The 19,435-nt window shown below is 60.2% G+C and carries 19 protein-coding genes and 1 pseudogene; 3 read left to right on the top strand and 17 right to left on the bottom strand.

From position 1 onward, the window contains the following. Positions 1 to 55: 55 nt before the first annotated feature. The 6 genes from ABGT79_RS09950 to iolC all read right to left on the bottom strand — a co-directional run bounded on the left by ABGT79_RS09950 (position 56) and on the right by iolC (position 6,895). Positions 56 to 1,219: an iron-containing alcohol dehydrogenase gene (locus ABGT79_RS09950; RefSeq protein ID WP_346666038.1), complete on the bottom strand. Its 1,164-nt coding sequence runs from the start codon at positions 1,217 to 1,219 to the stop codon at positions 56 to 58. A gap of 189 nt (positions 1,220 to 1,408) precedes the next feature. Continuing rightward, positions 1,409 to 2,155: a deoxyribose-phosphate aldolase gene (gene deoC, locus ABGT79_RS09945; RefSeq protein ID WP_346666037.1), complete on the bottom strand. Its 747-nt coding sequence runs from the start codon at positions 2,153 to 2,155 to the stop codon at positions 1,409 to 1,411. Positions 2,156 to 2,302: 147 nt separating this feature from the next. Next, positions 2,303 to 3,064: an SDR family oxidoreductase gene (locus tag ABGT79_RS09940; RefSeq protein ID WP_346666036.1), complete on the bottom strand. Its 762-nt coding sequence runs from the start codon at positions 3,062 to 3,064 to the stop codon at positions 2,303 to 2,305. 46 nt (positions 3,065 to 3,110) lie between these two features. Then, the gene (locus ABGT79_RS09935) at positions 3,111 to 3,923 is read right to left on the bottom strand and encodes a sugar phosphate isomerase/epimerase family protein (RefSeq protein WP_346666035.1); all 813 of its coding nucleotides are present in this window, start codon (positions 3,921 to 3,923) and stop codon (positions 3,111 to 3,113) included. Further along, on the bottom strand, positions 3,920 to 4,963 hold the full coding sequence (locus tag ABGT79_RS09930) for an L-idonate 5-dehydrogenase (RefSeq protein ID WP_346666034.1): 1,044 nt from the start codon (positions 4,961 to 4,963) through the stop codon (positions 3,920 to 3,922). Before ABGT79_RS09930 ends, ABGT79_RS09935 begins: the two co-directional genes overlap by 4 nt. 78 nt (positions 4,964 to 5,041) lie before the next feature. Next, the gene (iolC, locus tag ABGT79_RS09925) at positions 5,042 to 6,895 is read right to left on the bottom strand and encodes a 5-dehydro-2-deoxygluconokinase (RefSeq protein WP_346666667.1); all 1,854 of its coding nucleotides are present in this window, start codon (positions 6,893 to 6,895) and stop codon (positions 5,042 to 5,044) included. Here iolC and ABGT79_RS09920 point away from each other — a divergent pair. Beyond that, positions 6,855 to 6,998 carry a hypothetical protein gene (locus ABGT79_RS09920; RefSeq protein ID WP_346666679.1) on the top strand — a complete coding sequence of 48 codons (144 nt, stop codon included), beginning with the start codon at positions 6,855 to 6,857 and terminating at the stop codon, positions 6,996 to 6,998. The two genes, iolC and ABGT79_RS09920, sit on opposite strands and share 41 nt — an antisense overlap. Positions 6,999 to 7,100: 102 nt before the next feature. Here the strand turns inward: ABGT79_RS09920 and ABGT79_RS09915 are convergent, their stop codons facing one another. The 6 genes from ABGT79_RS09915 to ABGT79_RS09890 all read right to left on the bottom strand — a co-directional run bounded on the left by ABGT79_RS09915 (position 7,101) and on the right by ABGT79_RS09890 (position 12,536). Continuing rightward, entirely contained in the window at positions 7,101 to 8,381 is a 1,281-nt protein-coding gene (locus tag ABGT79_RS09915; RefSeq protein WP_346666033.1) for a TRAP transporter large permease, read from the bottom strand. A 3-nt stretch (positions 8,382 to 8,384) separates the two neighbouring features. Further along, a complete protein-coding gene (locus ABGT79_RS09910; RefSeq protein WP_346666032.1) occupies positions 8,385 to 8,891 on the bottom strand; it encodes a TRAP transporter small permease in 507 nt (168 codons plus the stop codon). 54 nt (positions 8,892 to 8,945) lie between these two features. Then, positions 8,946 to 9,959 carry a TRAP transporter substrate-binding protein gene (locus ABGT79_RS09905; protein WP_346666031.1) on the bottom strand — a complete coding sequence of 338 codons (1,014 nt, stop codon included), beginning with the start codon at positions 9,957 to 9,959 and terminating at the stop codon, positions 8,946 to 8,948. 485 nt (positions 9,960 to 10,444) lie between these two features. Beyond that, positions 10,445 to 11,206: a DeoR/GlpR family DNA-binding transcription regulator gene (locus ABGT79_RS09900; protein WP_346666030.1), complete on the bottom strand. Its 762-nt coding sequence runs from the start codon at positions 11,204 to 11,206 to the stop codon at positions 10,445 to 10,447. Further along, the gene (locus ABGT79_RS09895; RefSeq protein ID WP_346666029.1) at positions 11,203 to 11,889 is read right to left on the bottom strand and encodes an HAD hydrolase-like protein; all 687 of its coding nucleotides are present in this window, start codon (positions 11,887 to 11,889) and stop codon (positions 11,203 to 11,205) included. The genes ABGT79_RS09900 and ABGT79_RS09895 overlap by 4 nt, the downstream gene beginning before the upstream one ends. A 233-nt stretch (positions 11,890 to 12,122) precedes the next feature. Continuing rightward, on the bottom strand, positions 12,123 to 12,536 hold the full coding sequence (locus ABGT79_RS09890; protein WP_294486528.1) for a DsrE family protein: 414 nt from the start codon (positions 12,534 to 12,536) through the stop codon (positions 12,123 to 12,125). On the opposite strand from ABGT79_RS09890, the gene ABGT79_RS09885 reads away from it, so the two are divergent. After that, a complete protein-coding gene (locus ABGT79_RS09885) occupies positions 12,513 to 13,202 on the top strand; it encodes a hypothetical protein (RefSeq protein ID WP_346666028.1) in 690 nt (229 codons plus the stop codon). The genes ABGT79_RS09890 and ABGT79_RS09885 overlap by 24 nt on opposite strands. Before the next feature lie 358 nt (positions 13,203 to 13,560). Beyond that, complete coding sequence (locus ABGT79_RS09880; RefSeq protein ID WP_346666027.1) at positions 13,561 to 15,033, top strand: carbon starvation CstA family protein; 1,473 nt, start codon at positions 13,561 to 13,563, stop codon at positions 15,031 to 15,033. Positions 15,034 to 15,163: 130 nt separating this feature from the next. Here the strand turns inward: ABGT79_RS09880 and ABGT79_RS09875 are convergent, their stop codons facing one another. From ABGT79_RS09875 to asnS, 5 genes and pseudogenes are all read right to left on the bottom strand, one after another. Continuing rightward, positions 15,164 to 15,835 (bottom strand): adenylate kinase, encoded by a 672-nt coding sequence (locus ABGT79_RS09875; RefSeq protein WP_294486535.1) that lies wholly within the window; start codon positions 15,833 to 15,835, stop codon positions 15,164 to 15,166. 215 nt (positions 15,836 to 16,050) lie between these two features. Continuing rightward, positions 16,051 to 16,542 carry a YkgJ family cysteine cluster protein gene (locus ABGT79_RS09870; RefSeq protein WP_346666666.1) on the bottom strand — a complete coding sequence of 164 codons (492 nt, stop codon included), beginning with the start codon at positions 16,540 to 16,542 and terminating at the stop codon, positions 16,051 to 16,053. Between the two features lie 6 nt (positions 16,543 to 16,548). Continuing rightward, positions 16,549 to 16,935 (bottom strand): annotated as a pseudogene (locus tag ABGT79_RS09865) (CoA-binding protein); the annotation flags it as partial. 180 nt (positions 16,936 to 17,115) lie between these two features. Continuing rightward, positions 17,116 to 17,709 carry a TrmH family RNA methyltransferase gene (locus tag ABGT79_RS09860; protein ID WP_346666665.1) on the bottom strand — a complete coding sequence of 198 codons (594 nt, stop codon included), beginning with the start codon at positions 17,707 to 17,709 and terminating at the stop codon, positions 17,116 to 17,118. Next, positions 17,706 to 19,091, bottom strand: coding sequence for an asparagine--tRNA ligase (gene asnS, locus ABGT79_RS09855; RefSeq protein WP_346666026.1), 1,386 nt, complete (start codon positions 19,089 to 19,091; stop codon positions 17,706 to 17,708). The genes ABGT79_RS09860 and asnS overlap by 4 nt, the downstream gene beginning before the upstream one ends. Positions 19,092 to 19,435 lie beyond the last annotated feature (344 nt).

The following is a 19,435-nucleotide window of genomic DNA, read 5'->3' as shown; positions in this document are numbered from 1 at the left end:
CCGAAACCTGCGTCCCGGCCGGGACGGCAAAACGACGCCTGCGCGCTTTTCGCTTCTAGCGGTCGAAGCCGATTTCCAGCAGCGCCAGAATCTGATCTCGTCCGGCGCGGCGCGGATTGTTGTTCAAAAGACGCTTGGCGGCAAAGGCCCGATCCGCGCAACCCGGCAGATCCTCGCGAGTCACGCCGTAATGCGAAAGCCCCGTCTGAATGTCCAGATCGGCCAGCCACTGCCGGAACGCCCCTTCCGCGTCCGCGGCGCGCGCGTCAACGGACATGCTGCGGAAACGGTCTTCGCCGCGGAGGATGTCCGCCACCAGCGCGTAGCGTTCGGGCGCGGCAATGTGGTTGAAGCCTACGCAGAACGGCGCGCAGACGGCCATGGCCAGTCCGTGGGGAATGTGGCAGGAGAGCGGCAGCGTGGTGCCGATGGCGTGAATGATGCCGTTTTGCGTGTTCACGAATCCCATGCCCGCCAGCGCGGAGCCATAGAGCATGGCCTTTCGCGCCTCGCGGTTGGATCCGTTGGCGTAGGCGCGGCGCAAATTGCCGGCGATGAGCTTCATGGCCTGAATGTTGAGGGCGTCGGTAAAGGGCGTGGCCGCCAGTCCGCAGTAGGATTCCATGGCGTGAACAAAGGCGTCCACGCCCGTCATGGCCGTCACTCTGGGGGGCAGGCCCATGGTCAGTTCAGGGTCAAGAATCACCGTGTCGGCGTACATGTATTCCGAAACCACGCCCTGCTTGCCGCCGTTGACCGTGTCGGCCAGAACCGCGATGTTGGTCATTTCCGAACCGGTTCCGGCCGTGGTGGGCACGAGAATGGCAGGCAGCGAGGGATTGGGCACGAGATCCATGCCGAAATACTTCTCAATGGGGCCGTCGTTGCCGAGCAGCACGGCCGTGGCCTTGGTGGTGTCCAGCGCGCTGCCGCCGCCCACGCCTATGAGCACGTCGGCATTGAAGGCCGCGGCTTCATCGGCGCAGCGCCGGATGGATTCCGCACTCGGCTCAAGCTCGGCTCCAGCATACAGCTTCCAGGGAATGCCCGCCGCCTCAAGCGATTCCTCCACCGGCTTCTGCACACCTATCTTTGCCAGTCCGGGGTCCGTGACGATGAGGACCCTGGTTCCCCCGAGCTTCTTCACTTCGTCGGAAGCCCCGGCTATGGAACCGAAACCGTGTACTATTCTCTTTACGGTAGCATGTTGGAACACCATTTTTGAAAACTCCTGTGCAGAGGGCGGACCGGACAGGGGTTCCGGTCCGCCAGGCTGAGACGGCTTCCATCCGGAAAAAGGAAAACCGTCGATCTGTAGTCCCCCAAGGCGGAAAGAAAACCGGCAGGACGATTCCGGGGGACAAGCTGTTGCGCCTGCCGGCGAGGAGGAATGCTCCGCAACCTGCGCTTACCGTTCGGCAGGACGGGGAAAGACTCCTGACAGAAGCGCATAACGGTCGCAGAGGGCATCCACAATGAAGGGGCCCCGGGGCGTGCCGATGAGATCGGCGCCCATGACAAAGGCCAGAAACGCAAGTTCCGCGCAGTCGTGCACGCCGAAGCCCGAAAACTTCACGCCCACTTCAGGCGGCAGTGACTCCTTCATGATGCGGATATGAAAAAGATTCGGCGCTCCGCCGCGCCCGGTGGAGGTTTTGACGAAATCCACGCCCGCTTCCGCAGCGCAGGCGCAGGCGGCGCGTATTTCCTCAGGTTCAAGCAACGACGTTTCCACAATGGCCTTCACCACCATGCCCGGACGCCCCGATGCAGCCTTCACCACTTCGCGGATGTCCTCCGTGTACTGTGCGTAGCGCTTTTCCTTGAGCAGCGCCACGTTGGTCATCATATCCACGGCGCAGAGCCTGTCCTTGACGCGGCGCAGAGTCTCTTCCACTTCAAGGGCCTTGGCCGCAGACGACAGACTCCCCAGCGGAAACGCCGCAGAAATGCCCGCCGCCACCCCGGAGCCCTCAAGCAGCTCCGCCGCCAGAGGCGTCCAGTAAGGATTCGTGAACACGGCCTTGAAGCCGTAGGCCCTCGCCTGCGTACAGGCCTGCTCCACATCCGAGCGCACGGCGTCGGGAGCGAGCACCGTGTGGTCAATGCGCGAGGCAATCTCCTGCCGCGTCCATGTTTTTCCCTCGATAATCATGGTCGTTCTCCTGAAACTTCGGGCTGTTTCTTCCGAGCATGAACGCCGGAGAGAAAAGCCGTCGGCGCCCTTTTCCGGCAGACGGGGCCCGCCGAAATCATTCCCTGAGAGCAGCGGAACGCGGACGCCGAACGCCGCGTTCGCGCTCTACAGCGAAACGATGAATCCGCCGTCGATGAAGATCATCTGACCGGTGACGAAATCTGCCGCAGGCGAAACGAGAAAAGCCACCACGGAAGCCACTTCCGAAGGCTTGCCCCAGCGTTTGGCGGGCGTGTGACGCATGATGTAGTCGTTGAGTTCCTTGTCGTTCATGAGCGGAATGTTCATGTCCGTGGCAATGAAGCCCGGCGCAATGCCGTTGACCTGAATGTTGTATTCAGCCCATTCCGTGGCAAGAGCGCGGGTAAACTGACGCACCGCCCCCTTGGTGCTGGCGTACGGCGACACCGTGGGACGCGCGATTTCAGACATGAGCGAACAGAGATTCACCACCTTGCCCGCGCCCCGGGCGCGCAGCAGGGGGAGCGCCGCGCGCGACACGCGGAATACGCTGGTGAGATTGGTGTCGAGCATGCGCTGCCACACCTCGTCCTCCAGATTCTCCACCCGGTCGCGCAGGTTGATGCCCGCATTGTTGACCAGAATATCCAGGCCGCCGTCTTCCTTCATGAGGGTTGCCATGGCCGCCTCTATCTGAGCCCTGTCCGTCACGTCGAACAGCAGGGAACGAACACGGACGGAGGGATATTTCTTCTGAAGGGCGGCCGCAGCCTCACTCACAAGTTCCGCATTGATGTCGGAAATGGTCACATTCGCGCCCTGGCTCGCCAGAGCTTCCGCAATGGCATAGCCTATGCCCCGGCCGGAACCGGTCACCAGCGCCGTCTTTCCCTGAATGGAAAACATGGTCTCTCTCCTGTGGCTGTGGGTTCGTAGAAGCTTCGGCAACGCTTCAGCGTCCGCCGTGTCCGTAAAGCAGCGCCCGGGTATAGGCGAGTCCGGCGCGGGCTTCCTGTTCGGGATCGGGGCCGGGTACGGCCTCCAGTCCGAGAAAGCCCTCGTAGCCTGCGCGCGTCAGGCAGTCCACCACGTCGCCGAGTGCCTGACACCCCAGCCCGGGCACGGCGCGCGTGTTCTCCACAAAATGCACGTGCCCTATGCGTCCGGCAGCCGCGCTCACGGCTCCGCACAGCGAAGCCTCCTCCATGTTCATGTGGAAGAGGTCGAGCAGCAGCGTGAGGTTGGCGGGTTCCCCCGCCGCCTTCCACAGCTCCAGCGCCTGCGCCGTGGTGAGCACGGAATCGATTTCATAGCGGCAGATGGGCTCAAGCAGCACGTTCACGCCCATGCCCGCCGCAAGCTCGCAGTAGCGGGCAAGCCCGTCGGCCATGTGACGGAAGCTGTCCGGGCGCGCGTCGTGCCTGCCGCGCAGAAATCCCACGTTGGGCATGGTGTTCAGCACCGCACACTGCTCCAGATGATACAAGGAGCGCTCCAGAAGCTCAGGCAGACGCTCAGGCACGTTGAGATACAGTCCGTCCGCCATGAGATCTCCCTGTGAAGCCAGCATGGCGGCCTTCAGACCGTTTTCGTCCAGCAGACGGCGCACCTTGACGGCGTCCACGGCGCGAGGGTCGGGAAAGAAAAGATCCACGCCGTCGAACCCCATTTCCGCCAGCATGGGCAAATCGTGTTCCAGACCGCCGCTGAACATGATCTGCGGCATGGGCGAAGGCGTTGCGGCTACGGAAATGCTTATCTTCATGACTTTTCTCCCGAAGCAACAAGCACCACCTTCATGGAGCGGGTCTTGTCGGACGCGGTTAATATGGCCTCTTCCGCCTTTTCCAGCGGAAACACGGCGGTGACCAGCGGACGGATGTCCAGACGGCCGCTTTCCACAAGACGCGCGGCCAGAGGAAATTCCTGATAGGCCCGCAGCGAGCCCTTGATCGTCACTTCCCGGCGTATGACCAATGCGTTGATGGGATAGGGAACTTCGTTGTCGAGCTGAAAACCCACGTGGACAACGCATCCGCCCGTGCCCACCGCTTCCAGGCAGGACTGCATGCCGCCGCGAGAGCCGGACGCCTCGAAGCACACGCCGCAGCGGCCCCGCAGCGACCGCATGCCTTCTGCATCGGTCGCCTTCACTGTGTAATCGGCTCCGAGGCGGCGCGCCACTTCCAGCGGGAAATCCTCCATGTCGCTGATGGAGACGCTCGACGCACCGTTCAGCCGGGCCACAGCCGCAATGAGGCAGCCCACGGGCCCCGCGCCGCTGATGAACACGTCCTTTCCGAGCACGTTGCCCGCCCGGGAAAGCGCATGCAGAGCAATGGCCAGAGGCTCAACGCACGCGCCGAGCTCAAAGGGCATGTCGCCTCCCACGACCACGCACTGCCTGGCCTGCACCAGCGGATATTCCATCATCACGCCCTGCACGTGGGGCATGCGCGCCGCTGACCCGTAGTAGCGCAGAGACGGGCAGAGATTCCTGCGACCGGAACGGCAGTATTCGCACTCGCCGCATTCGTCCGTGGGATTCACGATGACCCGGTCGCCGGGCCTCAGCCCTGTCACCCCCGGGCCGACCTTGTCCACCACGCCGCATATCTCGTGCCCCAGCACCATGGGCTCCTTCACCACGGCGTCGCCCACGCGGCCGATGTGATAGTAGTGAAGATCGCTGCCGCATATGCCCACGCCGCCCATCTTCAGGCGGACCATGCCCTCGCCGGGTTCCGGCACGGGACGCTCCTCCACGCGCAGATCCTTAGCCGCATACAGGACGCATGCTTTCATGATCACTCCTTTCCGCTCCCTTCTCAGCGGACAGAATGTCGTGCAGGGAGGGGTCGCCCCCTCCCGGTCTTTATGGTCTTATCGGTGATTCCAGCTCTCTATCAGACGGCTGAACGCTTCCTTCATGGCCTGCACGGCTTCGTCGTCGCCGATCTCGTCGGCAAACCAGCGCTGCGCAGGCGCGCGGAAGATGCTGCGCCCGATGGCAAAGCCCAGCACGCGCTCGTCGTGGGGAATATGGGCAAAGGCCTGACGCAGCTCCTGTTCCGAGGCGTCGTTGCCGAGAATGAGTATGCCGCGGCAGTAGGGATCGTGACGCATGATGAGCTCTTCCATACGCGCCCAGGTCTCTTCCCGTTCCGGAGGCAGAATCTTCCAGTAGTCGGGATACACGCCCATGACATAGCACTGCTCCATCCAGGCCAGCAGATCAGTGTCCCTGTCGCCGCCTTCAGGAATGAGTTCCAGAAGCAGTTCGTGTCCCGTGCCGCGGGAAGCAGAAAAGAGACGGCGAAGCTGCTTTTCGTTCTCTTCCCGCACGGCCTGCGCATCAGAGGCATGCGGACGGAACAGGCATTTCACCACATGGTTTTCCGGCCAGCTCTGAAGCGTGGAACCCACGTCGGGCAGCCCCTCGAATGCCAGCGGGGAAACGTTGGTCTGCTCAATGCAGCGCCCCACCCACACGGGATGGTGATTGCTCTCCAAAAGCACGTCCAGACCGTAGGTGTCGTCGGCAAGAATGCCTATCTGATTGCCCGAAGACACGGAATCGCCGGCCACTTCCAGCGCCGCCTTGTAGATAAGCTGCTTGAAGGCGGAAATGTCCTTGTCGGAACGTCCGTATTCGTCCGCAAGCTGGCGGAACACCAGACGATGATCAAAGGCCAGCACGGCCAGATCGTGCCATTTGACGCGCCGGTTCGTGGACCAGTGAATCTGTTCCAGCATGGCGTCGTGACGCAGCCATTTTTCCTTGCTGCCGTGCTCCAGGAAGTACTGCATTTCCGTCCAGCTCGGATAGGCCGAAGAGCAGCCCAGGCGGGAAACCGCAAACGCGCCCGCGGCGTTGGCGTAGCGGCAGCAGGTGGGAAGATCCTCGCCGCGCAGCCAGCCGCGAAGGAAGCCCGACATGAAACCGTCGCCCGCGCCGATGGAATTGAACACCTTGACGGGGAAGCCCGGCTGCACCACGTCGTCGGTGAAGCTGTCGGGAATGTCGCCGTCAAGCGCGGCGCATCCGCGATCGCCGAGCTTGTGGATGAGCACGGCTTTTGTCATGCGGCGCACTTCGCGCAGGGCGGCGATGGGTTCCGTCTTGCCGCTAGCAATGAAATATTCCTCTTCCGTGCCCACGATGAGGTCAAAGTACGGCAGCACCTTGCGGTATTCGTTGGTCACGCGCTCCGAGGCCTGGGCCCAGCGGCTGGAACCGGCGTCGTGGCCCTGCAGTCCCCAGAGGTTGGGGCGGAAGTCAATGTCCAGAATGCAGCGCAGTCCCAGCGACTTGGCCGTTTCCAGAATCTTCATGGTGGCGGCGCGCACGCCTTCCTGCGAAAGATGAATGCCGGTCACAAGCACGGCTTTGGCCTGCGCCAGGTAGTCGGGGTCAATGTCTTCCGGTCTGAGTCCCATGTCGGCGCAGTTTTCCCGGTACTGGATGAGGGGAAAGTCGTCCTTGCCGCGGATGCTGAGCAGCACCATGGCCGTGAGTCTGGCCGGATCGGTCTTGATGTGGCTGATGTCCACGCCTTCGCAGGAAAGCTGCCACTTGATGTAGTCGCCGTTGCCTTCCTTGCCCACTCCCGTGATGGCGCCCACCTTCAGGCCCAGACGGGACGTGCCTATGGCGATGTTCATGGGGCTGCCCCCCACGGACTTGGAGAAAGTCATGGCTCTCTCCAGCGGCACGCCGAACTCGCCGCTGTACATATCCACACAGGATCGACCAATGCAGATCAAATCAAACTTTTTCTCTACCATGTCCGACAACTCCGGAATTGAAAATGATGCAAAATGGCACCGTTATACATGATGGTTCAGTTTTTTGAGGACAAAAGTCCCCTGCGGCGGTCCGCCGGAAGGCAACCGGCAGACCCCGACGACAAGGGCCGCAGACCCGAGGAAGACGCATGAATTACATTCCCAGCAGACGGGGAAGGATGAGCGGAATGTCTTGGAAGATGATGAGCAGAATGATGAAGGCAATGATGAGCAGCATGTACGGGAACGCGCCTTTGGCCACACGCTCGAACGTGATTCCCGACAATTTTTGTGCAATGAACAGGTTTACCCCGAGAGGCGGCGAAAGCAGCGCGACTTCGTTGGTGACGACCCAGAAGATGCCGAAGAACACGGGATCGATGCCCACGCGCAGTACGAGCGGCAGGAAGATGGGCGCCAGAATGACGATGGTGGCCAGCGTTTCCATGAACATGCCGAGGAAGAGCAGCAGCAGGCCGATGAGGATGAGAATGACGTAGGGATTGTCGGTGAGGGTGATCATCCAGTTCGCGAGCAGATGCGGAATGCGCTGCATGGTGAGGATGCGGCCGAACAGCGTGGACACGCCGAGCACGATGATGATGCTGCCCGCCGAGGCGTTGGTCATCTTGATGGCGTCCCAGATTTCGGCAAGCTTCAGCTCGCGGGTGATGAACAGGCCGACGAACAGGGAGTAGAAGATGGCGATGACCGAGGCTTCCACGGGAGTGCAGATGCCCGCGTAGATGCCGCCGAGAATGATGACCGGCGCCATGAGGGAGAAGAAGCTCTTGCGAAGCTGCGGCCAGAACTTGAGTTCGCCGTCGGTGGCAATGGTGCCGCGGAAGCCGGCGCGTCTGGCCAGAACGTAGGCCATGACCATCATGAAGAAGCCCAGAAGGAAGCCGGGCACGAAGCCTGCGGTGAAGAGCTTGGAAATGGAGGTGCTGGCGATGATGCCGTAAATGATCATGGGGTTGCTCGGCGGAATGAGGATGCCGAGCGTGCCGCCCGTGGCGCAGACGCCTGCCGCGTATTCGGGCGAGTAGCCGCGCCGCACCATGGTGGGAATCATGATGGAGCCCATGGCGGCCACGGTGCCGGGACCGGAACCGATCATGGCGGCGAAGAAGAGACAGCCGAGAATGGTGGTGATGCCGAGGCCGCCCTGAATGCGGCCCACGAAAATCTGCGCCATGTCAACGATCTGCCGGGCCATGCCGCCCTTTTCCATGAGCGCGCCGGCAAAGATGAAGCCCACCACCGCAAGCAGCGGGAACATGTCCATGACCTTGCACATGTCCAGAGCGATGATGCTCATGGGAATGTCGCTGAAGAAAAGCACCGCCACCGAGGCCACGCCGAGAGAAACGAAAATGGGGCAGCCCACGATGAGGCATGCGGCCATGACTATCCACAGAAGAAGGTCGGTCATATGCTAGCCCTCCTCAACGACCTGGGTGTCCAGAATGGAGATTTCGCCGCGGAAATGACGCACCCAGCGCTGAATGATGCGGAACGTCAGCAGACAGAAGGCCAGCGGCACGGCAACGTACACATAGCGCATGTCGAGGAGCATGGCGCCGGAATACATGGGACGGACAGCCATGCCGTCGATGAGCTTGATCCCTTCCCAGATGACCATGATATTGAAACCACTCCAGAGCAGATCCGACACCATGAGCAGCACAAGCTTGGCTTTGGTCGAAAGGTACTGGAGGTGAGCTGTCACACGGATGTGGCCGCCCTTGAGAGCCACAAGGCTGGCGGCAAAGTACACAAGATACAGAAACATGAATCGGCACAGTTCTTCGGAAACGGTCAGTCCGTACCCGAACACGAAACGAACCACCACCTGCGCCATGAGCATAGTCACGATGCTGACAAGAAGAATGGCGCACACAACATCTTCAAAGTTCTTATCGAGCCACTTCAACACTTTCATAGTTGCCTCCGAAAAATCCCGGAGAGCTCGCCGCCCTCCGGGACTCGCTGATCTCTACCGGGGAAGCTCGCGACCGAGGGTCTTCATGAAGGCTTCCACAATGGCCATGTTCTTGATCTGAGGATAGAACTGCGGCCAGATGGCCATGGCGCGCGACATCCATTCGCTTTCATCGGTGGGCACGCCGCAGAAGACCATGCCCTTGTCCTTCAGGAACTGACGAGACATGGCTTCCTGCTTCTTGAGCTCTTCGCGCATTTCCACGGTGACTTCATGGCCGGCCTTGACGAGCACGTCCTGCACGTCCTTGGGAAGGGAACGCAGCCAGGAGGCGTTCACAACCAGCGGCCCGGTCCACAGCTTGTAATGAGGTTCGGTGATGTACTTCTGAATTTCATAGAAGCGGTTGGTGGCAATGGACACCAGCGGATTATCTTGACCATCGACAACTCGCTGCTGCACGGCGTTGAAGGTTTCGTCCCAGGCGAGCGGCACGGGTTCGGTGCCCCAGGCGCGATACACGCCGATCATCTGCGGATTGTTGGGCACGCGGATCTTCACCTTGGCAAGATCGGCCAGAGTGGTGATGGGCATCTTGCTGTTGGTGATGTAGCGGAAGCCCTGAGAATGCCACACCAGAGCGATGTTGCCGCATTCCTTTTCCATGTTTTCGTTGATGACGTCCCAGTTTTCGTCAACGCACTTGTCGAATTCTTCCACGTTCTTGAAAATGTAGGGCAGATCGAAGGCGCCGAGAGAGGGTGCGAACACGGAGGCGTTGTTCACCGCGAGAATGGCCATCTGTACGATGCCCTGCTGCACATCCTGGAAGGCACGGTCTTCGGAGCCGAGCTGACCGGCGGGATATTCCTGAATCTCGATGCGGTCCGTACCGAGAGCGCCTTCCACCTTGCTTTTCAGCTTGGTCACGATGGTGTGGTAGGGATCCATGTCCGAAGGGGTGTTGCTGTGGCTGAGTCGGACGATGATCTTGTCCGAAGCCTCAGCGTGCGCGGATATGCCGGTCACCAAACAGCAGGCCAGTAACAATACAGTTAAAGCACGCATAGAAAACCTCTCTGGTTATTTGTTGTCAAACAAATCCACCTCTGACTTTTCGAAGTTAATTAAGCAATTACAAAAAAAATACTTTGTGTCAATAAACAATAAAAAAATTGATTGCAACTTAACAAACTTTTTTTTATGTTCAGGTGGTAAAAATAATAAAATATAATAATTTCAATAAAATATAAAAATTCCTTGTGTCACTGACATTTACCAAATGTAACATTTTTTACATTTTTTCACGCCTAAATCCGGTCAGCTTTCTCTTTCGGCATCTCTGTAAAATGCTGCGAAAAAAAAGGACTTCGTCGAAAGTAACGACGAAGCCCGCACCACATTTTTAAAAATATCGCCTTATAAAAGACGAAAAGCGTATATTTTACTGCAACTTATGTTTACAAGTGTACAAAATTAGCACATAACATGTTTTTTATACAAAAAAATCAATAAGATGCATAGAAAAATATAAAAATTCTGCATGGTTCTATTCAACAAGTAACAATATTAACTCCAGATGTCTCAGCCAGTTCCGACAGTCTTGCCGGTATGGGCTCGCAGGTAAAGAGCATGTCCACGCTCTTCATGGGCGCAAACCGTATCACGGCATGACGCCCGAATTTGTCCGGACTCACGGCCAGCAGCACCTTGCCCGAGTGCCGCATCATGGCCTGCGCAACGCTCACGTCCGCGGTGTGAAAATCCACCAGACAGCCGTCGCTCTCGTTGATGCCGCCCGTGCTGGTGATGAGGTAGTCGCACTGAAAGCCGTTCACAAAATCGATGGTGGACTCCCCCACCAGACCGTGACTGCTCTTGCGCATGTAGCCCGACGTAAGCACCACCTCAAAGTCCGACTTTTTGTTCAGGGTCAGTGCAGCCACGGTATTGTTGGTGATGATCATGAGGCCCGAGCGGCACAAAAGCGCGTTGGCAATCACTTCCGTCGTGGTTCCCAGCGTCAGAAAGATGGAGCAGTTGTCGGGAATGTATTCGGCAATGGCACGGGCAATGCGCTCCTTGTCCTTCAGATCTTCCACCTGCCGCTTCTCGTAGGAGCTGTTCAGAATGGTCGTACGGTAGCTCGCACCGCCGGGACGACGTTCCAGCATGCCCTGCCTGTCCATGACGGCGAGATCGCGCCGGATGGTCTGCGACGACACGCCGAGTTCCTCGGCCAGCGAGTCAATGGACACGTAGCCGCTGCGCATCACGGCATAGAGAATGATTTCCTGTCTTTTTTCCTGCTTCATGGCCGCATTCCCGCCGGACACATTTCCGGCCACGCGAACATTTTTTCCCAGCCCTCGTCTTCCACCACGAAGTCGGGTTTTTCCTCCAGCAGCACTTCCTTCCGGCCGTAGCCGTACAGCGCCGCCGCAGTGCGCGCTCCCGCCTCCCGTCCGCCGGATATATCGAGTCGGGAATCTCCCACCATCAGGGCCGAGGACGCGCTCAGTCCGTGGCGCGCCATGAGCATGTCCAGCATCTCGCGCTTGGAAAGGCTGCGGCCTGCCACGGAATCACGGCTGGCCACGTCGGTAAACAGCGGCAGCAGTCCCTTGCGCTCCAGAAGACGCCGCGTCACCTTTTCCGGTTTGTTCGTGGCCACAAAAGCGGGCACTCCCTGTTCCCTGAGCGAGCGCAGCAGTCCGGGAATGCCGGAAAAAACGCGGCTGCGGGCGTAGTCGTCCACACGATAGAGCGCACGATAGGCCAGCACCAGCTCCGCCCGGAACTCGGGCGACACCGAAGGGGCAACGGCTTCAAAAATCTCTTCGAGCGGCGGACCGATGAGGTGAAAATCCATGGAGGGCACGTCAAGTCCCGCATCCATGAGCACCTGGCGAATCAGATGAAGAATGTCCGGCGCGGAATCAACAAGCGTTCCGTCCAAATCGAAAAATACGGCGGAAAAACGGAGGGTCGGCGTCATGGCAAAAGCGGGGTTGAATGACAACTATTTTTAATAGTTAGAAAAAATGGAATATATAATTCCCTATTGTCTTTTGCTATAGAACTCTTTTCCTGCCATGTCAACGGCGTCCGGCAACTTTTTCCGCTTCTTTTCCGGCCGCTCTGTCGTCGAAAATCCGCCTCGGCGCATAAAAAAGGAGCGGCAGCGCAAAAACGCCCCGCTCCATAAAAAAACATTTTAAATCAGATGGGTTACACCTTCATGTAGGCGAAGCCGGAATTCTGAAGCTGCACAAGATCCAGCGTGGCGGAAGGCACCACTTCCACGAACGACCAGAGCATGTCCTTTTCCACATGATAGGAGTTCATGGCACACTGCCCCACATGAATCTTCAGGCCGTTGGCCACGGCTTCCTGAGCCTTGCCCAGCAGCTCGACGTTTTCCTTCACGAGCTGCTGCACGGCAGGGCCGTTCACCACCATGATGAGCTTGAACGTATCCGGTTCGTCCAGCGCCATGAAACCGGCCTTGGCGGCAATGTCCAGAGGGGAAATCTTATGACGCTTGAGCAGCGCTTCCTTCTTGTAGTTGGCAGCCTGGCTGAACGCCAGTCTGAACACGTTGGGATCGTTGGTGTTCACATGAATGACCAGATCAAACTTCATAATATTCTCCTTGAACCAGTACTGTTTCAGTCCGCGGCCGGCCTGCGCGCCGGAAGGCACGGTCGGCCGTGGGAACCGTCCCGCACCCTTGCAGCACAAGGGGCTCGTCAAAAGAATTTCATTGGCCGTGTTTTCTGTCAATCCATTTTTTCCACCTCTCTGCCAGACAAACAGGAAAAAGCTCTCTTGCTCCGTCGTCACTGCACCGAATATATTTCCAGGCAAATGCCTTTGCTGCGCCAACGCTTCGCCCGGAACGCCGGATTTGCCAACAAGCCGCCTGCTGTCACACGCGGGAAAACGGCCCATCCGCATGCCCGCTTCGATCCAGGCAACAGCCTGCCTCCTCCGGCGCAGAGAAAAGAAAAGATGCCGACATCAACTAATATTCAGTACGCCCTCATGTCCTCGATTTTCCCCTCACATGTTCGCAGGGAAAAAAGTATTGCGAAAAAGAGCCGCCTCCCGTCCACATTCCGGGGTACGTTTTTCCCGGCACGGCAGCAGCTGCCCCGGCCTCTCCGCCCCCGAGGCTTTCCCTTTTTCCATGTTCCCGCTCAAAGGCATCCGTCCCGAAGTCACGCCGAAACGCACGCCTTGCCCGCAGACGCTCCGGCAGCCCGCATTCCGGAACCGTCTGAAAAAAAAAGGACGAAATTCCCCTGATTCCGTCCTGTTCCGACGCCTCGCACCCCAGCTCTCTTTTGTTTCACCCCCTCCTTTTGGTACAAAAAAGTTTTATTAAAATGACGGCTTGACAATCCCCCCGGGCGGGAGCACTTTCCATTACCTACCGCGCCGCAGGGAATTGCGGTTCTCCCTGCGCCCGGCAGAACGGCAAGACTGCGACAGCCTGTTCGACGCTTCCGAGGCGAAAAAGTATCGCCCGCATCCGATCCTTCGACTGCCGGTTCCGTTTTTCCCCGAAACGGAACACGTTCACCTTCCCCGGCCGCACACGACCGGGGAACAGACACGCCCTGTTGGAGAGGGCACTGGAGGGCCGGCGAAAGCCGGATCTGTTATGTTTGGCACCCTTTATTTCTTTGGCTGCTGTGCGCTGCTCATCGCAGGTTATGTCGTGTACGGCGCCTTTGTGGAACACGTGTTCGGGGCCGACGCGTCCCGGAAAACTCCCGTCATGACCAGAAGGGACGGTGTGGACTTTGAACCCATGCCCCTCTGGAAGCTCTACATGAGCCAGATGATCAACATCGCCGGACTCGGCCCCGTCATCGGCACCATTCTCGGCGCTCTGTACGGCCCCGTGGCCCTGCTGTGGGTGGTCTTCGGCTCCATTTTCGCCGGCGCGGTTCACGACTACATCGCCGGCATGATTTCCATCCGTGAAGACGGCATCAGCTACCCCGAGATCATCGGCCGCAACCTTGGCTCGGGCGCGCGAATTTTCATGGAATGCTTCACCATCATTTTCATGGTCATGGTGGGAGCCACCTTCGTGCTGGCGCCTGCCGCCCTGCTGGCCAACCTGTTCCCGCATTTTCTGACCAATCTGTTCCCGTCCGCCCCCACGCTGGCGTGGAGCGTCATCATTTTCGCCTACTATTTCGTCGCCACCATCATTCCCTTTGACCGCATCGTCAGCCGCTTCTATCCCATCGTGGGCGTCATGCTCATCTTCATGGCGCTGGGTCTCATCGTGGCGCTGTTCGCCAAGGGCTACACCATTCTGCCCAACACGGACTTCTTCACCAACGTTCACCCCGCCCACACTCCCGTGTGGCCCATTCTGTTCATCACCATCGCCTGCGGCGCCATTTCCGGCTTCCACGCCACGCAGTCGCCCCTGCGCGCCCGCTGCATGACCAATGAGAAGCAGGGCCGCCGCGTCTTCTACGGCGCCATGATCACCGAAGGCGTTCTCGGCCTCATCTGGGCCACGCTCGCCCTTTCCTTCTATCCCGACGCGGCCTCGCTTTCCGCGGCCATGGGTCCCAAGGGCGCTCCCACCGTGGTGGTGCAGCAGATAGCCATCACCCTGCTCGGACCCGTGGGCGGCCTGCTGGCCATTCTCGGCGTGGTGCTTCTGCCCATCAGCACCGGCGACACCGCCTTCCGCGCCGCCCGCGGCATGCTGGCCGACCGTTTCCACATCGATCAGAAGAACGTGACCAAGCGCATTCTCACCGCCGTTCCGCTGTTCTGCGGCGGCGTGGCCCTCACCCTGCTGGACTTCCCCATCATCTGGAGATATTTCGGCTGGGCCAACCAGACCATGTCCTGCGTGAGCCTCTGGGCCTTCTCCGTGTGGCTCGCCAGGCACGGACGCCTGCACTGGATCACCAGCATTCCCGCCGTGTTCATGACCACGGTCTGCACGGCCTACATCTGCTATGCGCCCATCGGATTCCGTCTTTCCATGGAAGCGTCCACCATCATCGGCATCGTCGTTTCCCTTTCCTGCCTTGCGCTGTTCCTGCACTTCTGCCGCAGCAGCAGCGTGAGCGCCGCCAAGCCCGCCGCCTGCATGAAGTAGACGCGTAAGCGAGTGACATGAAAGGCCTCCCCGCCCGTCGGAGAGGCCTTTTTTTGCGCCCGCAAAAGACACGATAAAGCCCCGGAACGCATGCGCCCCGGGGCTTTCTGAAAGCGACGGAAATTTCCCGCTACTTCAGCTTGGAAAGCAGATCCTCGCGGATGGACTCAATGGTGCCGCTGCCGTCGAGGGTGATGTAGGTGGTTTCGCCCCTGGCGGCGAGATCCTTGAAGTAGTGCGCCGCGGCAAGGGTGCCGTTCTTTTCGTCGTAGTAGATGTCGTGACGCTTGTTGATGGCGGCCTCGTCCTGATCGTCGGGACGGGTCTTGAGCGCGCCGCCGCACACGCGGCAGACGTCGCCGTTGGGCTTGATGGCGTCGATGAAGATGTTGTTGGGATGATTGTTGTTGTTCACGCAGAGGCGGCGGCCCATGATGCGTTCGCGGGCCGTCTTGCGGGGCAGCAGAATTTCCACCACGTAGTCGAGCTTCATGCCGGCGGCCTTGAGGGCTTCGTCAAGCTTGCGGGCCTGCTCCATGTTGCGGGGGAAGCCGTCGAGCAGCCAGCCCTTGTCGCCCTGATTCTTGAGGATGTCCAGCACCATGGGAATGGTGATGTCGTCGGGCACGAGCTCGCCCTTGTCGATGTAGGCCTTGGCCTTCTTGCCGAGCTCCGTGCCGTTGCCGATGTGCTGACGGAAAACGGCGCCGGATTCAATGTGCTGAATGCCGTATTTTTCCATGAGAAGAGCACCCTGCGTGCCCTTGCCGCTGCCGTTGGGGCCAAAAATCAGAATATTCATCAGAATCCTCTGGCGCTTTTGCGCGTGAACGCCCGGGGAATCTCCTCCCCGCGGGCTTCCTGCGTGGATGCCTGCGGCATGCACGCAGAGCGGAATCATCCTGTCGATGCCGCCATTGTCATTAACAACCTCTGTCGCCGCGCCCTCAGGACGCCGCGGCAACCCCATCCGTACCGCCTTTCGGCGGCCCTTTCCGCCGGGCGGAAAGGGAAATATCAGCGCCTCGCTCCAGGCGGCAGTTCGCTCTCGTCCACGATGAGGGCGCGGCCCTCATGCAGGATGTCCCGCGCGCGAAGCTTGTAGTCGTTCAAATAGCGGAATCCCTCGCGGGCGAAATCCTCGTGCGAGGCCTCGCGGCGTATGCCGGGGCAGTCTTCCTTTGCCATGTCGAAACTCACCCTGTCCACAAGATTGCCCCGGAAAAACGGCCAGGCGCGGCACACGTCCGGCCGGGCCGGGTGCACGGCGCAGCCCTTTCCGGCCTCGAAGAACAGGCAGAAGCCGTCGTCGCCGCATTTGAGCGTGGGCTTGCCGCCGATGTTTTCCGTGTAGCGCGCGAGCACCTCTTCGGCCGGAAGACCGAAATAGGCGCACAGACGCGGCAGATCGTGCGGCCCCACCACAATGCCCCCGCGCCCTTCGCAGCACTTGCCGCAGCGCGTGCAGGAAAAGGTTTCGGTCGTATCGTCGAAGAGCGCGGCATGCACGGTTTCCAGGCAGCGGTCCTCCACGACCTTCACTCCGGCTTCGGCCATGAGACGCCCCGCCTCGGGGCTGCGTATGCCCTCCTGCATCCAGAAGATCATGGGCAGGCGGGGCAGCGCGAGGGTTTCGCGGGCGTGGGCCTCGCAGTACTGCGGAGCGCGGAAAAGACAGATGATGTCCGGCTCGAAGCCGACGCCGGGAAGATCGGCGATGCTGCGCACCGCAGGAATGCCCCAGGCCTGACGCCGCACGGGATGCACGGGCTGAATGTTGAATCCGGCATTGAGCAGATAGCGGCCCACATGATCCACGGGCGAACCGGGCTTGTCCTTGGCTCCTATGATGGCAATGTTTCTGGCACGGGCAAGAAGAGACCGCATGTCGTCGAACAGCATGAACACTCCGCAAAAAGGCATTCGTCACAAAACGAACATATTCTATCCCGCACCCGCGCCCTTGGCAATGGCCTGCGGGAGGGAAAGAGACGGAAAAGCGCGTCCGGACGGAGAAAAGGCCCGTCTTCCCCTGCGGAAGCGGGCCTTTTCTCGCGCCGAAAACGGCGTGCGCCCCACGCGCTAGGCCTTTTCCAGCCAGGCGTTCAGACGCGTTTCATATTCTTCGTCGGACCAGAGTCTGTGTTCGTACATGCCGGCCGCCGCGCGCTGACGCGAGGCTTCCGCCAGCATGAGCGCCGATGCCACGGACACGTTGAAGCTCTGCACCATGCCGTACATGGGAATGTACACTTCGCCGTCCGCGAGCGGCACGAGTTCCGGGGAAACGCCCGCGTGCTCGTTGCCCATGACGATGGCCGTAGGACGGGTGAAATCGTACTCGGCAAGCGGACGCGAGGCCGGAGAGCAGCTCGTGACGAGCACCTGCATGTTCTGCGCGCGCAGGCACGCCATGAGTTCCTCCTTGCTGGAGTGGCGCACGGTGTTCACCCATTTGAAGGCCGAAGCCGACGTCTTGCGGCTCAGCTGCGGAAACGCGCACTGGGTGTAGTAAAGGTGAACCTCCGGCACGCCGAAGGCGTCGCAGCTGCGGTATATGGCCGACACGTTGTGCGGATCCCACACGTTGTCCATGACAAGGGTGAGTCCCTTCTGGCGCTGCGCGAGCACCTTTTCAATTTTCGCCCTGCGGCGTTCGGTCATGACTCTCATCAGAACTCCAGAGACCCCGTGGTGCGGGGGAACGGCAGCACGTCGCGAATGTTGGAAATGCCGGTCAGCAGCATGATCATGCGCTCAAAGCCCATGCCGAAGCCGGAATGGGGCACGCTGCCGAAACGGCGCAGATCAAGATACCACCAGTAGTCTTCGGGCTTCTGCCCGAGTTCCGTGATGCGCGCGGAAAGCCTGTCGAGACGCTCTTCGCGCTGGCTGCCGCCGATGAGCTCGCCTATGCGGGGCACGAGCAGATCCATGGCGGCCACGGTTTCGTTGTCGTCGTTCATGCGCATGTAGAACGCCTTGATGTCCTTGGGATAGTCGTACACCGTCACCGGGGAGCGGAAATACTCTTCCGCGAGGAAGCGTTCGTGTTCGGTTTGCAGATCGGTGCCGAACGACACGGGATATTCAAACTGCTTTCCGCTCTCCTGAAGGAGCTTCACGGCGTCGCGGTAGGCAATGCGGGCGTACTTCTTTTCCGCCATGTCGCGCAGGCCGTCGATGAGGCCGGGAGCAACGAACTTGTCGAACAGGGCCACGTCGTCGGCGCAGTGATCCAGGGTGTGGCGCACCACGTGTCGGATGAGACCTTCGGCCAGTTCCATGTTGTCCCAGATGTCGTTGAAGGCGGCTTCGGGTTCGACCATCCAGAATTCGGCGGCGTGGCGCGGCGTGTAGGAATGCTCGGCGCGGAAGGTGGGGCCGAAGTTGTACACGCGGCCGAGCGCGCAGGCCAGCGCTTCCGCCTCAAGCTGACCGGACACCGTGAGGCTCGCCTGCTTGCCGAAGAAGTCGTTTTCAAACACGTTGCCGGATTCCGGCTTCGGGCCGCCGTCTACGGGGAGCGTGGTCACGCGGAACATTTCGCCCGCGCCCTCGCAGTCGGAACCGGTGAGGATGGGCGCATGCACGTAGTAGAAGCCGAGGCCGCGGAAATAGTCATGCACGGCAAGCGCCGCCTCGGAGCGGATGCGGAACGCCGCGCCGTACTTGTTGGTGCGCGGACGCAGGTGCGCGATGGTGCGGAGAAATTCGTCGGAATGACGCTTCTTCTGAAGCGGATAGGCGGCCGGATCGGCCAGACCGAACACCGTCATGGAGTCGGCGTGAACTTCCCATTTCTGTCCCTTGCCGGGCGACTCCACGAGATCGCCGGTCACGCTGACGGCCGCGCCGGTGTTCACGCCTTCGAGGCTGTTCCAGGCCTGCGTGCCCTCGTCGACAATGCACTGCAGGTTCTTGAGGCAGGAGCCGTCGTTGAGTTCAAGAAAGGCAAAGCCCTTGGAATCGCGGCGGGTTCTCACCCATCCGCACACAGTCACGCCGTTGCGCGGCCCGGTGGAGGCCAGAGCTTCACGTATGCTGGTACGCTGCATAGGAAATCTCTCCGGAAAGGAAGGTTGAAAAGAACGTGAGGCAGCATACGCCATAGAGGCCCGCTCTGCAACCGGCGAAAACGCCCGCAAAAAGCGCGGAGCCTGCGCGCTGCGGCCCGCGTGCGTCCGGGGGGGCCGGCGGCGGAAAGGCGCGGGCATGGCGGCCCCTCCCCTTCGACTCGCTCCTGCCCCGACGGCTCAGCTCTTCGACATTGCACCCGCCCCGGCGGCCCGTCCCGGACGCACGCGGCAGAGCCGCCCTTCGGCGCTGCCCGGGCTCGGAAGGCGTTCGGACGCCGCAAACGTTCCTCGGCGTAATGCTCATGACCGGCGGCCCGTTCCGG

The sequence above is a fragment of the uncultured Mailhella sp. genome, from assembly GCF_963931295.1.
GTDB lineage: Bacteria > Desulfobacterota > Desulfovibrionia > Desulfovibrionales > Desulfovibrionaceae > Mailhella.
Note: the sequence above shows the minus strand (reverse complement) of the source record. Positions and strands in the feature narration are given on the sequence as shown.

Excerpts from the sequence above, each read along its gene's own strand:
- iolC (WP_346666667.1), bottom strand. The coding sequence starts at position 6,895 with ATGTACAGCGGCGAGTTCGGCGTGCCGCTGGAGAGAGCCATGACTTTC.
- ABGT79_RS09950 (WP_346666038.1), bottom strand. The coding sequence starts at position 1,219 with ATGGTGTTCCAACATGCTACCGTAAAGAGAATAGTACACGGTTTCGGT.
- ABGT79_RS09880 (WP_346666027.1), top strand. The coding sequence starts at position 13,561 with ATGTTTGGCACCCTTTATTTCTTTGGCTGCTGTGCGCTGCTCATCGCA.
- ABGT79_RS09905 (WP_346666031.1), bottom strand. The coding sequence starts at position 9,959 with ATGCGTGCTTTAACTGTATTGTTACTGGCCTGCTGTTTGGTGACCGGC.
- ABGT79_RS09920 (WP_346666679.1), top strand. The coding sequence starts at position 6,855 with ATGGCTCTCTCCAGCGGCACGCCGAACTCGCCGCTGTACATATCCACA.
- ABGT79_RS09900 (WP_346666030.1), bottom strand. The coding sequence starts at position 11,206 with ATGAAGCAGGAAAAAAGACAGGAAATCATTCTCTATGCCGTGATGCGC.
- asnS (WP_346666026.1), bottom strand. The coding sequence starts at position 19,091 with ATGCAGCGTACCAGCATACGTGAAGCTCTGGCCTCCACCGGGCCGCGC.
- ABGT79_RS09875 (WP_294486535.1), bottom strand. The coding sequence starts at position 15,835 with ATGAATATTCTGATTTTTGGCCCCAACGGCAGCGGCAAGGGCACGCAG.
- ABGT79_RS09915 (WP_346666033.1), bottom strand. The coding sequence starts at position 8,381 with ATGACCGACCTTCTTCTGTGGATAGTCATGGCCGCATGCCTCATCGTG.
- ABGT79_RS09940 (WP_346666036.1), bottom strand. The coding sequence starts at position 3,064 with ATGTTTTCCATTCAGGGAAAGACGGCGCTGGTGACCGGTTCCGGCCGG.
- ABGT79_RS09895 (WP_346666029.1), bottom strand. The coding sequence starts at position 11,889 with ATGACGCCGACCCTCCGTTTTTCCGCCGTATTTTTCGATTTGGACGGA.
- ABGT79_RS09890 (WP_294486528.1), bottom strand. The coding sequence starts at position 12,536 with ATGAAGTTTGATCTGGTCATTCATGTGAACACCAACGATCCCAACGTG.
- ABGT79_RS09885 (WP_346666028.1), top strand. The coding sequence starts at position 12,513 with ATGAATGACCAGATCAAACTTCATAATATTCTCCTTGAACCAGTACTG.
- deoC (WP_346666037.1), bottom strand. The coding sequence starts at position 2,155 with ATGATTATCGAGGGAAAAACATGGACGCGGCAGGAGATTGCCTCGCGC.
- ABGT79_RS09935 (WP_346666035.1), bottom strand. The coding sequence starts at position 3,923 with ATGAAGATAAGCATTTCCGTAGCCGCAACGCCTTCGCCCATGCCGCAG.
- ABGT79_RS09930 (WP_346666034.1), bottom strand. The coding sequence starts at position 4,963 with ATGAAAGCATGCGTCCTGTATGCGGCTAAGGATCTGCGCGTGGAGGAG.
- ABGT79_RS09910 (WP_346666032.1), bottom strand. The coding sequence starts at position 8,891 with ATGAAAGTGTTGAAGTGGCTCGATAAGAACTTTGAAGATGTTGTGTGC.